Annotated in this window: 13 protein-coding genes and 1 pseudogene; 6 read left to right on the top strand and 8 right to left on the bottom strand. The window is 72.9% G+C overall.

Features of this window, described 5'->3' with window-relative positions; genetic code table 11:
• Positions 1-330 precede the first annotated feature (330 nt).
• Positions 331-957, top strand: coding sequence for an HAD family hydrolase (locus tag OG552_RS14670; protein ID WP_329133000.1), 627 nt, complete (start codon positions 331-333; stop codon positions 955-957).
• On the opposite strand, the gene OG552_RS14665 is transcribed toward OG552_RS14670, so the two are convergent.
• Positions 936-1,208 (bottom strand): hypothetical protein, encoded by a 273-nt coding sequence (locus OG552_RS14665; RefSeq protein WP_329132997.1) that lies wholly within the window; start codon positions 1,206-1,208, stop codon positions 936-938. The genes OG552_RS14670 and OG552_RS14665 overlap by 22 nt on opposite strands.
• Positions 1,209-1,584: 376 nt before the next feature.
• Here OG552_RS14665 and OG552_RS14660 point away from each other — a divergent pair, with 376 nt between their 5' ends.
• The gene (locus OG552_RS14660) at positions 1,585-1,968 is read left to right on the top strand and encodes a cold-shock protein (RefSeq protein WP_329132995.1); all 384 of its coding nucleotides are present in this window, start codon (positions 1,585-1,587) and stop codon (positions 1,966-1,968) included.
• Positions 1,969-2,165: 197 nt separating this feature from the next.
• Here the strand turns inward: OG552_RS14660 and OG552_RS14655 are convergent, their stop codons facing one another.
• The 4 genes from OG552_RS14655 to OG552_RS14640 form a co-directional block, all read right to left on the bottom strand.
• Positions 2,166-3,035, bottom strand: coding sequence for a 1,4-dihydroxy-6-naphthoate synthase (locus OG552_RS14655; protein ID WP_329132993.1), 870 nt, complete (start codon positions 3,033-3,035; stop codon positions 2,166-2,168).
• On the bottom strand, positions 3,028-3,741 hold the full coding sequence (locus OG552_RS14650; protein ID WP_329132991.1) for a futalosine hydrolase: 714 nt from the start codon (positions 3,739-3,741) through the stop codon (positions 3,028-3,030). The genes OG552_RS14655 and OG552_RS14650 overlap by 8 nt, the downstream gene beginning before the upstream one ends.
• A complete protein-coding gene (locus OG552_RS14645) occupies positions 3,738-4,229 on the bottom strand; it encodes a hypothetical protein (protein ID WP_329132990.1) in 492 nt (163 codons plus the stop codon). Before OG552_RS14645 ends, OG552_RS14650 begins: the two co-directional genes overlap by 4 nt.
• Before the next feature lie 132 nt (positions 4,230-4,361).
• Entirely contained in the window at positions 4,362-5,756 is a 1,395-nt protein-coding gene (locus OG552_RS14640) for an MFS transporter (protein WP_443071163.1), read from the bottom strand.
• Between the two features lie 251 nt (positions 5,757-6,007).
• Between OG552_RS14640 and OG552_RS14635 the strand changes: the two are divergent.
• The 3 genes and pseudogenes from OG552_RS14635 to OG552_RS14625 form a co-directional block, all read left to right on the top strand.
• Positions 6,008-6,751: pseudogene (locus tag OG552_RS14635) on the top strand (DUF3027 domain-containing protein); the annotation flags it as partial.
• Between the two features lie 166 nt (positions 6,752-6,917).
• Positions 6,918-10,103: a sacsin N-terminal ATP-binding-like domain-containing protein gene (locus tag OG552_RS14630; protein ID WP_329132984.1), complete on the top strand. Its 3,186-nt coding sequence runs from the start codon at positions 6,918-6,920 to the stop codon at positions 10,101-10,103.
• Between the two features lie 105 nt (positions 10,104-10,208).
• Positions 10,209-11,399 (top strand): UDP-N-acetylglucosamine--N-acetylmuramyl-(pentapeptide) pyrophosphoryl-undecaprenol N-acetylglucosamine transferase, encoded by a 1,191-nt coding sequence (locus OG552_RS14625; RefSeq protein WP_329132982.1) that lies wholly within the window; start codon positions 10,209-10,211, stop codon positions 11,397-11,399.
• 27 nt (positions 11,400-11,426) lie between these two features.
• Here OG552_RS14625 and OG552_RS14620 read toward each other — a convergent pair whose 3' ends face one another.
• Entirely contained in the window at positions 11,427-13,799 is a 2,373-nt protein-coding gene (locus OG552_RS14620; protein WP_329132980.1) for an HAD-IC family P-type ATPase, read from the bottom strand.
• A 47-nt stretch (positions 13,800-13,846) separates the two neighbouring features.
• Positions 13,847-14,197, bottom strand: a complete 351-nt coding sequence (locus tag OG552_RS14615) for a DUF2530 domain-containing protein (protein ID WP_329132978.1) — start codon at positions 14,195-14,197, stop codon at positions 13,847-13,849.
• A 213-nt stretch (positions 14,198-14,410) separates the two neighbouring features.
• On the opposite strand from OG552_RS14615, the gene OG552_RS14610 reads away from it, so the two are divergent.
• Positions 14,411-15,820 (top strand): NCS2 family permease, encoded by a 1,410-nt coding sequence (locus OG552_RS14610; protein WP_329132976.1) that lies wholly within the window; start codon positions 14,411-14,413, stop codon positions 15,818-15,820.
• On the opposite strand, the gene OG552_RS14605 is transcribed toward OG552_RS14610, so the two are convergent.
• Positions 15,790-16,083, bottom strand: a complete 294-nt coding sequence (locus OG552_RS14605) for a hypothetical protein (RefSeq protein ID WP_329132973.1) — start codon at positions 16,081-16,083, stop codon at positions 15,790-15,792. The genes OG552_RS14610 and OG552_RS14605 overlap by 31 nt on opposite strands.
• Positions 16,084-16,195: the final 112 nt, after the last annotated feature.

Here is a 16,195-nt window from a genome sequence, read left to right as displayed (position 1 = left end):
GGACCACCGGCCGGTGGTGGGTTGCTCGCGCAGTTCCTCGCGCCCCTTTGGGGCACAGGTCGCCCCGTCCTCCGGAAGGGTGCCCATCAGGGGCGCGGGGAACTGCGCGCTCAGCCGGCGACGGGCTGCACTCCGTCACCGTCCGTCAGGGGCAGTCGCTGTCGTTTCCGGGCCACCGGCCGGTGGCCGGTTGCTCGCGCAGTTCCTCGCGCCCCTTTGGGGCACAGGTCCTCCGGTGCCTTACCGGCCGCGATGGGGCCGCACCTCGTTGCAGGGCGTACCGCCACGCGGGAGGGCAACCACTTGACGGGGCAGGAGAGAATAGGTGGCGTGGACAACGACCCCGCCCGCCTCACCATCGGCTTCGACCTGGACATGACGCTGATCGACTCGCGGCCCGGCATCAAGGCCGTGTACGAGCAGCTGGCCGTGGAGACGGGCGTGTTCATCGACTCGGCGCTCGCGGTGACCCGGCTGGGGCCGCCGCTCGACGAGGAGCTGGCCAACTGGTTCCCGCCCGAGCGGATCGAAGCGGTCGGCGAGCGGTACCGCACGCTCTACCCGGACCACGCCATCGCCCCGACCCCCGCGATGCGCGGCGCCGTGGACGCGGTCGCGGCGGTCCGCGCGGCCGGCGGCCGGGCCGTGGTCGTCACCGCCAAGTTCGAGCCGAACGCGCGGCTGCACCTCAGCCACGTCGGAATCGACGCCGAGGTCCGCGGCTGGCTGTGGGCCGAGGCCAAGGCGGAGGCGCTGATCGAGTACGGCGCCTCGGTGTACGTCGGCGACCACATCGGGGACGTACGCGGCGCCCGGAAGGCCGGCGCGCTGTCGGTCGCGGTGGCCACCGGCCCGTGCGGCGCGGCCGAACTGCGCGCGGCGGGCGCCGACGTGGTGCTCGACGACCTGACGCAGTTCCCCGCCTGGTTCGCGGACTACCGCTCGGCAGCCGCCTGACCCGCCGGCTCGGCCGGTTCGAGACCCCGCCCCGCCTGCCGCTGGGCCAGCGCGGAACGCAGCAGCCCGCCCAGCGCGAGGGCCAGCCCCACCGCCATCAGCATCGAGACGAAGTACGCCGGGGTCGGCAGCCGCTTGGTGTCCAGCAGCAGCGGTGTGACGGTCGCCAGCGTGCCGGCCGCCCCCACCAGGAACACGATCGCGCCGATCCTGACCAGCAGGTCACCGGCGCCCATGGTTTGTCTGCTCACCGCACCAGGGTAGATCCGTGCCGTGCACACCACGGACCACGCCGGGACCCGGCACGGACACCGGTGACCGCGGGGGACCACCCGGGGGCGTCCGCCGGTGACCTCCCCGGAGTTCTGCTGAGCTTTTCGGTGCGCGGCTGAGGAAACGACAGAACCGCGTTGTCCGCCGGAGAATGGCATCGCACGGAAAGGCGCGCCCTGTTTGGCTCCGGCGGCCGATCCCGGGGAACTCCGCTTCCGGCGGACGGCAGGTCAGGGCGCCGGCGGGGGCCTCCCCGTACGGCGGGACCCCGTTGTTTCCAGGAGCCTTCAGGTGGGGATCGCACCCGGTAGGCTGTTGCGTCGGTTGCTACGGGTGCGGAAGAGGGTGTGTGCTTTGCCTACCGGCAAGGTCAAGTGGTTCAACAGCGAGAAGGGCTTCGGCTTTCTCTCCCGCGACGACGGCGGCGACGTCTTCGTGCACTCCTCGGTCCTGCCGGAAGGCGTGGCGGCCCTCAAGCCCGGCCAGCGTGTGGAATTCGGCGTCGTCGCAGGTCAGCGCGGAGATCAGGCGCTTTCGGTGACGCTGCTCGACCCGGCCCCCTCGGTCGCCGCGGCCCAGCGCCGCAAGCCCGACGAACTGCTCCCCATCGTGCAGGATCTGACCACGCTGCTGGAAGAGGTGGCACGTTCCCTGCAGCGCGGCAGGTATCCGGACAAGGCCCACGGCAGCAAGATTGCGTCGGTGCTGCGGGTGGTCGCCGACCAGTTGGACGTCTGACGCCGTTGCCCGCGGGCCGCGCCGGTTTTTAGCGGTGTTTTACCGGAAGGACTGCTTCCGGTAAAACACCGCCGCTGCATTTCCCACGGTTTCCGGTGCTTTCGGACGTCCGCCGGTGTTTTCCGGCCACCGGTTTCCTCCACAGGGCCCCTGTTTTCCGGCCGGCCGGCATTTGCGCCGGCCGGCCGGAAAACGGGTCAGAAAGCCAGCGCGTCCGGGGTGAGCGCGGGCACCAGGCCCTCGGCGGCGGCCCGGGTCAGCAGCCCCCTGACGGCCGCGTAGCCGTCCTCGCCGAGGTCGGCCGAGAAGTCGTTGACGTAGAGCCCGATGTGCTGGTCGGCGACCGCCGGGTCCATCTCCTGCGAGTGCGCCAGCACGTACTCCCGGGACACCGCCGGGTCGTCCCAGGCCATCCGTACCGAGGTCCGGGCCGCCTCGGCCAGCGCGTGCAGCCGCTCCTTGCCCAGCGACCGCCTGGCGATGATCGCGCCCAGCGGGATCGGCAGCCCGGTGGTGGCCTCCCAGTGCTCGCCCATGTCCGCGAGCTTGTGGAGGCCGTAGTTCTGGTAGGTGAACCGCGCCTCGTGGATCACCAGGCCGGCGTCCACCCGGCCGTCCCGTACCGCGGGCATGATCTCGTTGAACGGCAGCACCACGATCTCCCCGACGCCGCCGGGGACCTGGTCGGCCGCCCAGAGCCGGAAGAGCAGATACGCCGTGGAGCGCTCGCTCGGCACCGCGACCGTCCGGCCGGCCAGGTCGGTGCCCGGCTCCCGGGTCAGCACCAGCGGACCGCAGCCCCGGCCGAGCGCGCCGCCGCACGGCAGCAGCGCGTACTCGCCGAGCACCCACGGCAGCACCGCGTACGACACCTTGAGCACGTCGAACTCACCGCGCTCCGCCATGCCGTTGGTGATGTCGATGTCGGCGAAGGTCACGTCCAGCGGCGGTGCGTCCGGCACCAGGCCGTGTGCCCAGGCGTGGAAGACGAAGGTGTCGTTCGGACAGGGGGAGAACGCGATCCGCAGCGCGTCGGCGCCGGGGTCGGTGCGGGTGTCGTCAGCCATGTTCCTGCTCAACCTCCAGTACAGCCGGGAGCTTCCCGAAGTCCGCCAGCGCGGCGGGCAGCAGCGCGAACGCCGTGGTCAGCGCGGCCAGCGCAGGACCGATCCGCCAGGCGGCACGGTCGCGCGGACCGACCGCGTTGGAGACCGCGCGCAGTTCGAGTACGGGCAGACCGGCCGCGGTCGCGGCCTCCGCCACCCCGAAGCCCTCCATCGCCTCGGCCACCGCGCCCGGGTGACGCGCGCTCAGCTCGGCGGCGCGCTCCGCGGTGCCGGTCACCGTGGAGACGGTCAGCACCGGTCCGTGGACGGCCTTCAGGGCCCCGGCGAGAGCCGGTACGAGACCGGGCGGCGGCAGATGCCGTACGGTCCCGAAGCCCAGTTCGGTGACGCTGGCGAAGCCCTCCGGGGTCTGCGCCCCGAGGTCGGCGGCCACGATCTCGGTGGCGACGGCCACCGCGCCCAGCGGCGCGGCCGGCGCGAAGCCGCCGCCGATCCCCGCGGAGACCACCAGGCCGTAGGAGTCGCGGGCCAGCGCGGTCGCGGTGGCCGCGGCGGCGGCAGCGGGGCCGACCCCGCAGGCCAGCACCGTGGCGGCCCCGGCCGGCAGCCCGGCGGTCCGCAGTCCGGCCGCGACCGCGTCGCGCTCGGCGGCCACCGCGGTCACCACCAGCAGCCGGCCGCGGGGCAGGGGCGGCAGGCCGGTCACTGGCCCCGCAGCAGGGTGAACGAGATCACCCGGAAGGTCTCGTCACCGGTGGTGTTGCCGGACTCCACGATGTTCAAGGTCACCGACTTCTGCACCTGGCTCTGGCCGGTCTGCGGGTCGGAGACGGTGAAGAGCTGGGCGCTGTCCATCGACCAGTAGGTCTTGTCCTTGAGCAGTTCCGCACTGGCCAGCGTGGTGTCCTGGACGATCAGCCAGCCCTTCTTGCCGATCGAAGGGTCCACCCCGATCCGCACCTGGTCGCCCACCGGCACCGTGATGTGGTGGGTCGGCTTGGCCTGGAGGCACTGGATGAAGATCTCCTGGGGGAGCTTCTTGCCCTTGGCGTAGCACTTGCTGCTCGCCTCCGCCGTGACGGTCTTGGAGCCCACGGTCACCGTCGCCTGCGCGGTCGGCTTGTCACAGGCGGTGAGGGCGATCAGCCCCAGGGAGATGGCACCGATAGCGGTGGCAGCGCGGCGAATGCTCATGGAGGGCAGGCTACCGGGCGGTCGCCCGCCCTCCGCGCGGGGGTGCGCCGTGTCCACCGGCCGACCTGCGCACCGGGAGTTGACGGTGGCCCGCCGGGGGCCCGGCGGGCCGGCGCGCGGCCGGGACGGCCCTCAGGCGACCCGGGCCTGCGCGGAGTTGCCGCGGCGGGCCGCGCCCAGCAGGCCCCGTACCGAGATCGAGAACGCGATCAGCACCAGGCTCGCGGCCACCGCCATGCCCAGCGGGCCGTTGAGCGGCAGCAGGATGCCGATGCCGCCGCCGACCACCCAGGACAGCTGCAGCACCGTCTCGGAGCGGGCGAAGGCGGAGGTGCGTACGTCCTCGGGTACGTCCCGCTGGATCAGCGCGTCCAGCGACAGCTTCGCCAGCGCCTGCGAGATGCCCGCGACGGCCGCCACCGCCGCCACCGTGAAGAGCCCGAACCAGCCGGCCGCGACCGTGGCCGCGGAGAGCGCGATCACCAGCACCGTGGCGATGATGATCTCCGGGCCGCGGGCCTTGAGCCAGGCCCCCAGCGCGGTGCCCAGCGCGTTGCCCGCGCCCGCCGCCCCGACGACCACGCTCAGCGACAGGGCGGGGCTCAGGCCGCCCACCGGATGCTCGCGCAGCATGAACGCCAGGAACATCGTCAGGAAGCCGGAGAGCGCCCGCAGCCCCGAATTGCCCTGGAGCGCGTGCAGCACCGACGAGCCGACGCCGAGCAGCCCCGGTTTCTTCCCCGGGATGCCGGCCGGCTCCGGCGGTGCCTCCTCGTCGGCGGTGAGCCGGGCCTTGGCCTCGCCGCGGGCGGAGTCCACCTTGTGCGGCAGCGACATCGACAGCAGCGCACCGCACAGGAAGATCACGAAGGCGCCGTAGAGCGGCCACTGCGGCCCGATGAAGTGCAGCCCGGCACCGATCGGCGCGGCCACCGCGGTGGCCGCGAGCCCGGCCAGGGTGACCCGGGAGTTCGCCTTCACCAGCGTGGTGCGCCCCGGCAGCAGCCGTGGCACCACCGCGCTGCGCACCACGCCGTACGCCTTCGACGACACCAGCACGCCCAGCGCCGCCGGATAGAGCCCGAGCCCGGCCGACGACACGACCCCGGCCATCGTCCAGGCGAGCACCGCGCGCGCCATCATCGCGGTCGCCATTGCGGCCCGCCGGCCGTGCCCCAGCCGGTCGAGCAGCGGGCCCACCACCGGCGCGAGCACCGCGAACGGCGCCATCGTCACCAGCAGGTAGAGCGCCACCCGGCCGCGGGCCTCGCCGGTCGGCACCGAGAAGAACACGGTGCTGGCCAGCGCGACGGTCACGAGCATGTCGCCGGCCGAGTTCACCGCGTGCAGTTCGATCAGTTTCGACAGACCCGACTCGCCCGCGCCTCCCGCGCGTGTCGTACGCCGGATACGCCGGAGTACACCTCCGAAGACGCGCCCCGTGCCGTGCACGACAGCGCGCCCGCCCCTGCGTACGGGCCCTGGGCCCGCGGTCACGGTTCGTGCCACGACGCAATCCTGCCCCAATTGGATGTCCACGCACCCCCTCCTTTGCTGCCATGGTGCGCACAGGTAGCGTGCCATCGCGCAGAATGGTGACAACAGGTGCGCCCGGGGGACGCTCGGGCAGACCGGGGAAGCTGGCCGGGAAGCAGGGAACGAAGGCGTTGAAGCGGTCCACAGGTCCGCTCCGCCACCGTTCCCGGTACCGGGTCCGTCCCCCGCGGGCGCACACGTGAGACGGCGTAGAGAGAGAAACGATTTCTGTGAGTCCTGCGATGCGAAGCCGTACCCCCGATCGCCTGTGCGCCGAGGCGGTCGATGTCGCCCTGGCCGCGACGCTGGAGGTGACGGAGCCGGCGTCTGTCGGCGAGCACATCGGGGTGGTCGCAGAGGGTGACCGCGTGGTCACCCACCTCTTCGCCTGCAAAGAGCCCGCCTACCGGGGGTGGCACTGGGCCACCACCTTGACGCGGGCGTCGCGGTCCAAGCAGGTGACCGTCGGCGAGACGGTGCTGCTGCCGGGACCCGACTCGATCCTCGCGCCCGAGTGGGTGCCGTGGAGCGAGCGGCTGCGGCCCGGTGACATGGGCCCCGGCGACCTGCTGCCGACCGAGGCGGACGATCTGCGGCTCGAACCGGGATGGACCGGCGAGCCGGACCCCTCGGAGCCGGAGGAGGTCCCGCTGCCGTCGGTGGCGGAGATCGGTTCTGTCGCCTACGAGATCGGCATGGGCCGGCCGCGGGTGCTCTCCCGGTACGGGCTGCACGCCGCGGCCGACCGCTGGGAGGAGGAGTTCGGGCCGAAGACGGCGATGGCGCAGGCGGCGCCGGCCGCCTGCAACTCCTGCGCCTTCCTGCTGCCGCTCACCGGGTCGCTCAGCCAGGCGTTCGGGGTGTGCGCGAACGAGTTCTCACCGGCCGACGGGCATGTCGTCTCCCTCGGCTACGGCTGCGGCGGGCACTCCGAGGCCGCGGTCATGCCGAAGCCGGCGCCCCCTTCCCCGATGGTCCTCGACGACCTCCACGACACGGAGGAGTGACCCCGGCGGCAGCCGGCCGGCCGCCGCGCCGCCCAGGCGGGAACACCGGGCGGCAGCCCGGGGCGCGGGGGGCGGCGGGATCGCGGTAGCGTCACCGCTGGAAGGGCCCCCGAGGGGCTGACGACGGCGACGGAAGGGCCCGTAAGTGACCCGCGCAGGTGTTGTACGGACGGCCCCGGAAGGCCACCCGGACCCGTTCCGGACGGCAACCCTGCGCCAGGCGGTGCTCACCGCCTGGTCCACCTCCGCGGCCCGCTTCCGCGAGGACGCCAACGCCGAGGAGGACCTCGCCCTCGGCGGCTACCGCGACCGCCTGGCCGTCGAACTCGCCCAGAACGCCGCCGACGCCGCCACCCGCGCCGCGGTCCCCGGCCGGCTCCGCCTCACCCTGCACGAGGCCGAGGGCGACAACCCCGCCGTGCTCGCCGCCGCCAACACCGGCGCCCCGATAGACGCCGCCGCGGTGGAGTCCCTCTCCACGCTGCGCGCCTCAGCCAAGCGCGACGACGGCCCCGCGGCGGTCGGCCGCTTCGGCGTCGGCTTCGCCGCCGTCCTCGCGGTGACCGACGAACCCGCCGTGCTCAGCCGCACCGGCGGGGTGCGCTGGTCGCTCGCCGAGGCCCGCGACCTGACCGCGGAAGTGCCGGGCCTGGAGGACGAGTTGCGCCGCCGGGACGGCCATGTCCCGCTGCTGCGGCTGCCGTTCCCCGCGGAGGGAACCGCGCCCGAGCCGTACGACACCGTGGTCGTACTCCCGCTGCGCGACGGCGCCGCCGAGGATCTGACGAAGCGTCTGCTCGCCTCCATCGACGACGCGTTGCTCCTCGCGCTGCCCGGTCTCGCCGAGGTCGTCGTCGAAACCGCGGAAGGCAGCAGGACGTTGACCCGCCGTCAACTCGACGGCGGCGACGTCCTGATCGAGGACAGCGCCCGTACCGCCCCCACCCGCTGGCGGGTCGACTCTGCGGCGGGCGCGCTGACCCCCGATCTCCTCGCCGACCGCCCGGTGGAGGAACGGCTGCGCCCCGCCTGGTCGGTGACCTGGGCCGTCCCGGTGGACGACGAGGGCGCACCGGCGCAGCCCCGGACGGCGGCGGTCGTGCACGCCCCGACCCCCACCGACGAACCCCTCGGCCTGCCCGCGCTGCTGCTCGCCACCTTCCCGCTCGACCCGACCCGGCGGCACGCCGCCCTCGGGCCGCTCACCGACTTCCTGCTGGACCGGGCCGCGGAGGCGTACGTCCGGCTGCTGGCGGGCTGGCGGCCGGTCGGCACCGGGGTGGTCGACCTGGTCCCGGGCCCGCTCGGGAAGGGCGAGCTGGACGCCGAACTGCGCCGCCGTATCCTCGCCGAACTTCCCCGCACCGCCTTCCTGCCGCGCGCCGCCGAGGCCCCGGCCGAGCCCGGTCCCGCCACCGACTTCGAGGACTGGGACGGCGGCGGCCCACTGGCCGGCGACAACCAGGCGCTGCGCCCGGTCGAGGCCGAAGTGGTGGAGGGCGCCACCGCGGAAGCGGTCCGGGTGCTGGCCGAGGTGCTGCCGACCCTGGTCCCCTCGGCTCTCGAACGGCGGCCCGCGCTGCGTCAGTTGGGCGTCGCGCGGCTCACCCTCGCCGACGCGGTGGACCGCCTCGCGGGCACCGAGCGCCCCGCCGGGTGGTGGTGGCGGCTCTACGAAGCGCTCAAGGGCACCGACTCCGACGTCCTCAGCGGCCTGCCGGTGCCGCTCGCCGACGGCCGTACCGTGGTCGGTCCCCGCCAAGTGCTGCTCCCCATACGGGGCGAGGACGCGGTGAACCCGGTGCTGCTGGCCCGGCTCGGACTGCGCGTCGCCCACGCGGACGCCGCCCACCCGCTGCTGGAGAAGCTCGGCGCCGCCCCGGCCACCCCCCGGGCGGTCCTCACCACCCCGCAGGTCAGGGCCGCCGTCGCCGCCTCGCTGGACGACGACCGCGGCGCCTGGGACGACGAAGACGGCCTGGACGCCGACGAGTTGGCCGACACCGTGCTGGGCCTGGCCCGCGCGGCCGGGCTGGCGCCGGGCGACGAGCCGTGGCTGGCCGCACTGGCGTTGCCCGACGAGGACGGCGAACTCGCCCCGGCCGGCGAGCTGATCCTGCCCGGCAGCCCGCTGGAGGAGGTCCTGCGGGAGGGCGAACTCGCCGCGGTGGACGCCGCTTGGGCAGAGCGCTGGGGCGAACAGCCGCTCACCGCGGTCGGCGTGCTCGCCACCTTCGCCCTGGTCCGCGCCGCCGATGTGGTGCTCGACCCGGACGACCTCGAACCGCGCGACGGCGACTGGGCGGAACCCGACGACGTCGGCCTGCTCGACGCGGTCGACGTCTGGTGCGAGGACGTTCTCGACCAATTGCCGGAGACCGATGTGCCGCCGGTCGCCACCGAGATCCTCGGCGTCCGCGACCTCGACCTGGTCGACGACGACGCCTGGCCGCAGGCGCTCGCCCTGCTCTCCCGGCCCCCGCTGCGGGACGCCGTCACCGCCACCGTCCGCGTCCTGCTCCCGGACGGCACCACCGAGTCCGTACGCCCCTACACCGCCTGGTGGCTGCGGGACCACCCGGTGCTCGACGGGCGCCGCCCGGTGGGCCTGCGGGCGGCCGGCGGCGATCGGCTGCTCGCCGGGCTCTACGAGGAGGCCGAGACCGACGAGGGCGTCGACGAACAGGTGCTGCGGGCCCTCGGGGTACGCACCACCACCGCCGCGCTGCTCGCCGAACCCGGCGGCGCCGCCGAGCTGCTGGCCCGTCTCGCCGACCCGGACCACGAGGTCACCGCGGCCCAGCTCCACGGCCTCTACACCGCGCTGGCCGCCCTTGACCCCGACCAGGTCACCCTCCCGGACGACCTGCGGGCCGTCACCGACGGCGTCCCGGTCGTGGTGGACGCGGCGGAAGCGCTCGTCGCCGACGCCCCCGACCTCCTCCCGCTGGCGGCCGGCCTGCCGCTGCTCCCGGTCCCGCCGCGCCTGGCCGCCGACCTGGCCGAGCTCTTCCAGGTCCGCCGCCTCAGCGAGGCGGTCGAGGCGGCGGTCCTCTCGCAGGGCGAACCGCACGACGTCCTCCCCGCGGTCCACGACCTCCTGCCCGGCGCCCCCACCACCTACGTGGAGCACGAGGAACTGCTGCTGACCGGCGGCGTCGAGGTCGACTGGCGCTACGCCGACGGCACGCTGCACGCCTCCACCGTCGAGGGTGTCGCGGCTGGTCTTGCCTGGGCGGCGGGCCGCTGGGAGCGCCGCTTCGAACTCGCCGCACTGCTCGAAGACCCCACCCGTACAGACGAGTTGGCGCAGGCCCGCTGGTTCGACTGAGCGGGCGGGTGAGCCCGCTGTTCTCCGTTGTTCTCCGTGATGTCCCGCCTCCGGGCGCCGGCCGGAGGCCGGCGCCGTCGGATCAACAGCTCCTTGGGAAGCCTCATGAACACTGACACCGGCCGGGTCCCGGCCGACGCCCAGCGGCCCTTCCGGCTGATCGTGACCGGCGGCGGTACCGGCGGCCACACCTATCCCGCGCTCACCGCGGTCCGCACCCTGCAGGCCCGGCTCGCCGCCGCGGGCCGCGGCCTCGACGTCCTGTGGGTCGGCACCGCCGACAGCCTGGAGTCCCGGGTGGCGGCCGGTGAGGGGATCCGGTTCGCCGCGGTCGCCACCGGCAAGATCCGCCGCTCCAGCAATCCGCTGAAACTCGTCTCGCCGGCGAACGTGAAGGACATGGGCCGGGTCCCTCTCGGGGTCGCCCAGGCCCGCAAGCTCGTCTCCGGCTTCGAGCCCGACGTGGTGCTGGCCACCGGCGGCTATGTCGCCGTCCCGGTGGGAATGGCGGCCAGGATGTGCCGCCGGCCGCTGGTCGTCCACGAGCAGACGGTCCGGCTGGGCCTGGCCAACCGGTCGCTGGCCCGCAAGGCCACCTGCGTCGCGGTCTCGTCGGAGTCGACGCTGCCGCTGCTGCCCGAGCCGGCCCGCGCGACCGCGGTGGTCACCGGCAACCCGGTACGCCCCGAAGTGCTCACCGGCCAGGCCGACAAGGCGGTCCAGGCGCTGGGCCTGCAGCGTTTCGACCGCCGCCTGCCGACCGTCTACGTCACCGGCGGCGCCCAGGGCTCGCAGCAGATCAACCACCTGGTGCGCGACATCCTGCCGTGGCTGCTCACCTGCGCCAACGTCGTCCACCAGTGCGGTCCGGCGAACCTGCCGGAACTCCGGCAGCACACCGCGGCGCTTCCTCCCGAACTCGCCGCCCGCTACCTCCTCACCGGCTACGTCGGCCCCGAACTGCCGGACGTGCTCGCACTGGCCGACGTGGTGATCTCCCGCAGCGGCGCCGGCACCCTCGCGGAACTGACCGCGCTGGGCAAGGCCGCGGTCTTCGTCCCGCTCGCCACCAGCGCGGGCAACGAGCAGGCGCACAACGCCCGGCACCTCGCCGAGGCGGGGGCCGCGGTCGCGCTTCCGGCCGACCCCACGCCCGGCACCCTCCGCGACGCGGTCGCCCCGCTCCTCACCGACGCCGGCGTCCGCACCGCCATCGCCCAGCGGGCGCGCACCTACGGCCGCCCCGACGCCGCCGAGCGCCTGGTGGACGTCCTGCTGTCGGTGGCGGCCCGGTAGGGCGCCGCCGGAAGGGAAGCCGGCCCCTCACACGTCGCGGCGGCGGGCGAAGGCCCAGACACATTCCAGGGCGACCCCGCCGGCCGCGGCGATCCCCACCGCGGTCCAGGGGATCTGGGTGCCGACCAGCTTGAGGGCGAAGACGCGCTGCAGCCACGGCGTGACCAGCACGACGAGGAAGCCGCCGCACATCGCCAGCACGAGGCCGACGCGCCACCAGGTGTAGGGGCGGGCGACGATCGCCAGCACCCACACCTCCATCAGGAAGAGGGTGAGGGTCGCCGCACTGGTCTCGGCGTCGATCGCGCCCGCTCCGGTGTAGTGGTGGCGGGCCACCAGGTAAGCGACGAAGGCCGTGGTGCCGCAGATGAGGCCGGCCGGTGTGGCGTACCGCATCACCCGGCGGACGAAGTGCGGCCGGGCACGCTCCTTGTTGGGGGCCAGGGCCAGGAAGAAGGCCGGGACGCCGATGGTGAGGGTGGAGAGCAGCGTCAAGTGCCGTGGCAGGAAGGGGTACGGGATCTGCCAGCACACCACCAGCAGCGCGAGCAGCACCGAGAAGACCGTCTTGGTGAGGAAGAGCGTGGCGACCCGGGTGATGTTGCCGATCACCCGGCGGCCCTCGGCGACCACCGAAGGCAGCGTCGCGAAGCTGTTGTCGAGCAGCACGATCTGGGCGACCGCCCGGGTGGCCTCGGAGCCGGAGCCCATGGAGACGCCGATGTCCGCGTCCTTCAGGGCGAGTACGTCGTTGACGCCGTCACCGGTCATCGCGACGTTGTGGCCGCGTGACTGCAGCGCCCCGACCATCTCCCGCTTCTGCTGCGGGGTGACCCGGCCGAAGACCGAGCCCTCGTCGAGCACCGCCGCCATGGCGTCCTGATCGGCCGGCAACCGCCGTGCGTCCACCGGGTGTTCCGCGCCGGGCAGGCCGAGCTTGGCGGCGACCGCGCCGACCGACACCGCGTTGTCGCCGGAGATCACCTTGGCGTGCACGTCCTGCTCGGCGAAGTAGCGCAAGGTGTCGCCCGCGTCCGGCCGCAGCCGCTGCTCCAGGACGACCAGCGCGTACGGCGTCACCTCGGCGGCCACCTTGGCGTCGTCCAGGGCGCGTTCGCTGTGGCCGAGCAGCAGGACCCGCAGACCCTCGTCGTTGAGCCGGTCCACCTCGGCCAGCGCCGGGTGCCCGTCGGGGAGCAGGACGTCGGGCGCGCCCAGCAGCCAGGTGCGGGCGGCGGCACCGGGCTCGGTGAGCGAAGCGCCGCTGTACTTGCGGGCCGAGCTGAACGGGAGCGCCGCGCCCGCCTGCCACCCGTCCGCACCGGCCGGCGGATAGGCGTCGATGATCGCCTGCAGGCTGGCGTTGGGCCGCGGATCGGCGCCGCCGAGCGCGGCCAGTACCCGCGCCGCGTACTGCTCGTCGGCGCCGTCCAGCGCCCGCAGCCCGGTGACGTCCATGCCGCCCTCGGTGAGGGTGCCGGTCTTGTCCAGGCAGACCACGTCCACCCGGGCCAGCCCCTCGATCGCGGGCAGCTCCTGCACCAGGCACTGCTTGCGGCCCAGCCGGATCACACCGATCGCGAAAGCCACCGAGGTGAGCAGCACCAGACCCTCGGGCACCATCGGGGTGATGCCGCCGACGGTACGGCGCACCGCCTCGCGCCAGTCGCTCGACTCCACCGTGAACTGGCTGATGATCAGTCCCACCGAGGTCGGAATCATCATCCAGGTCACGTACTTGAGGATTTCGCTGATGCCGTTGCGCAGCTCGGAGTTGACCAGGGTGAACCGGGACGCCTCGTCGGCGAGCTGGGCCGCGTACGCCTCCCGGCCGACCTTGGTGGCGGTGAAGGCGCCGCCGCCGGCGACCACGAAACTGCCGGACATCACCGTGTCGCCGGGGTGCTTGAGCACCGGGTCGGCCTCGCCGGTGAGCAGCGACTCGTCGATCTCCAGGCTCTCCGCCTCGACTACCTCGCCGTCCACCACCACCTTGTCGCCCGGCCCCAGTTCGATCAGGTCACCGAGCACGATGGCGGAGGTGGAGATCTCCGCGGCGGTTCCGTCCCGGCGGACGGTCGGCTTGGACTCGCCGATCACCGCGAGGCTGTCCAGGGTCTTCTTGGCCCGCAGCTCCTGGATGATGCCGATCGCGGTGTTGGCGACGATGACGAAGCCGAAGAGACCGTCCTGGATCGGGCCGACCACCAGGATGATCAGGAAAAGCACGCCGATGATCGCGTTGAACCGGGTGAAGACGTTGGCGCGGACGATCTCGGTGGTGGACCGGGACGACCGCACGGGTACGTCGTTGACCTCACCGCGTTCCACCCGCCGGGCGACCTCGCCCGATGTGAGTCCCTGGTTCCTGGTGGCGGCGACCTCGGTGCGTTCCGTCATGGGACGACGTTACGTGGCGGATATCGCTTCCACCCAGAGAACGGGGGCTACTCCCCGGCCGAGCCGGGGTTCCCGGTGTCCCCGGCAGCGTTCCCGGCGCCGTCGGCGTTCCCGCCGTCCTGCGCCGCCCGGGCGGCCACGTGCCGGCGGATGGCGTCGCGCCGGGCCCGTACGTACAGCAGACCCAGCAGCCCGCAGGCGCCGCCGGCCAGGCAGGTCCAGATGAACCAGGTGTGCCCGTGGTCGGAGTACCAGCCGTAGAAGGGCAGTTGGACCAGGAAGAGCACGAACCAGACGATGACCCCGACCGTGATGGTCGCGACGTCGTTGGCCTCCAGCGGCTCGGGCGCCGGGCGCAAGGGGATCCGCTCTTTGGTGGTCCGCTGCTCGCTGCTCATGCGGACATCGTAGGCGGCAGGCTCGCGGGCCGGTGAGCGGCCGGGTGATCCGGGCCGCAGACCGCTGCCGGGGCCTGGGGTTTCCGGTGTCTACGCGCGGAGATAGCGTCTCGTTTCCTGTTTGTTCATACTGAAACCGGTCATCTGCTGACCGAAAATCATTCGTAAGATCATCCAAGCAGCGGCGTGACCGCACCACCTCGAAGGACCCGCATGCCCTCCTCGGCCCAGCCGCTGGACCGTTATTTCCGCATCTCCGAGCGCGGCTCCTCGATCCTCCGGGAGATCCGCGGCGGATTCGCCACCTTCTTCGCGATGGCCTACATCATCGTGCTGAACCCGATCATTCTCGGCTCGGCGACGGACAAATTCGGCCACCACCTCGACGGCGGCCAGCTGGTCACCGCGACCGTGATCACCGCCGCCCTGACCACCCTGCTGATGGGCGTCATCGGCAATGTGCCGGTCGCGCTGGCCGCCGGCCTCGGCGTGAACACCGTGGTCGCGCTCCAGCTCGCGCCGCGGATGAGCTGGCCGGACGCGATGGGCATGGTGGTGCTGGCCGGTCTCGCGATCATGCTTCTGGTCGCCACCGGTCTGCGGGAGCGGGTGATGAGCGCGGTGCCGCTCGGCCTGCGCAAGGGCATCGCGATCGGCATCGGCCTGTTCATCCTGCTGATCGGCCTGGTCGACTCCGGCTTCGTCAGCCGGATCCCGGACGCCGCCCACACCACGGTGCCGCTGCAGCTCGGCGGCAACGGCCACCTCACCGGCTGGCCGGTGCTGATCTTCGTCCTGGGCACCCTGCTGACCCTGGCGCTGATCATCCGCAAGGTGCCCGGCGCGATCCTCATCTCCATCGTGGCGATGACCGCGCTGGCGCTGATCGTGAACGCGGCCGGCGACATCCCGGCCGCGAGCTGGGGCCTGACCGTACCCACCTGGCCCGGCAACCCGGTGGCCACCCCGGACTTCGGGCTGATCGGCCACTTCAGCCTCTTCGGCGGCTTCCATCAGGTGGGGGTGCTCACCGGCATCCTCTTCGTCTTCACCGTGCTGCTCTCCTGCTTCTTCGACGCGATGGGCACGATCCTGGGCGTCAGCGACGAGGCCGGACTGCTGGACGAGAAGGGCGACCTGCCCGGCATGAGCCGGGTGCTGATGATCGACGGCATCGCGACCGCGGCCGGCGGCGCGACCTCCTCCTCGGCGAACACCTGCTTCGTGGAGTCCACGGCCGGCGTCGGCGAGGGCGCCAGGACCGGTCTGGCGAGCGTCGTCACCGGTCTGCTGTTCGTCCTGGCGCTCTTCCTCACCCCGCTGGCCACCATGGTCCCGGCGCAGGCGGCGACGCCCGCGCTGATCGCGGTCGGCTTCCTGATCCTGTCCGGATCGGTGCGGGAGATCGACTGGAGCGACTTCACCATCGCCATCCCGGCCTTCCTGACGATGGTGCTGATGCCGTTCACCTACTCGATCACCAACGGCATCGGCATCGGCTTCATCGCCTTCTGCGTACTGCGGGGCGCCGCCGGGCGGTGGCGGGACGTACCGGTGGCGCTCTACGCGGTGGGCGCGGTCTTCGCCTTCTACTACCTGATGCCGGCGCTCGGCCTGGTCTGAGGCTCCTGCGGCTCCTGCGGCTCCTGAGGAGCAGGAGCCGGCGTTGGCGTCAGCTCCGGCCCGGCCGCGCCGTCCTTGGCGGCGGGCACGCCGTAGAAGCGCTCGGTCTCCTCCACCGCGGCCTTGAAGCGCTCGTCGAAGTCGTCGCGGACGAGGGTGCGGATCACGTAGTCCTGGGTGCTCATCCCGCGCCTGGCGGCGTGGTCGCTGATCCGGTCCCACAGGTCTCCGTCCATGCGGAGGCTGAGCACTCTCGATGCCATGTGCCCACCGTCGCCGGAACGGGTGGTCCGGCGCCGTGCTTTCGGTAGCGAGATCACTCATATGAGTGACCGGTGACCGGGAACTCATTTTGCTTAGGCTAGGTAATGAGCT

Origin of the sequence: Streptomyces sp. NBC_01476 (assembly GCF_036227265.1) — a bacterium.
Classification (GTDB): Bacteria; Actinomycetota; Actinomycetes; order Streptomycetales; family Streptomycetaceae; genus Actinacidiphila.
Note: the sequence above shows the minus strand (reverse complement) of the source record. Positions and strands in the feature narration are given on the sequence as shown.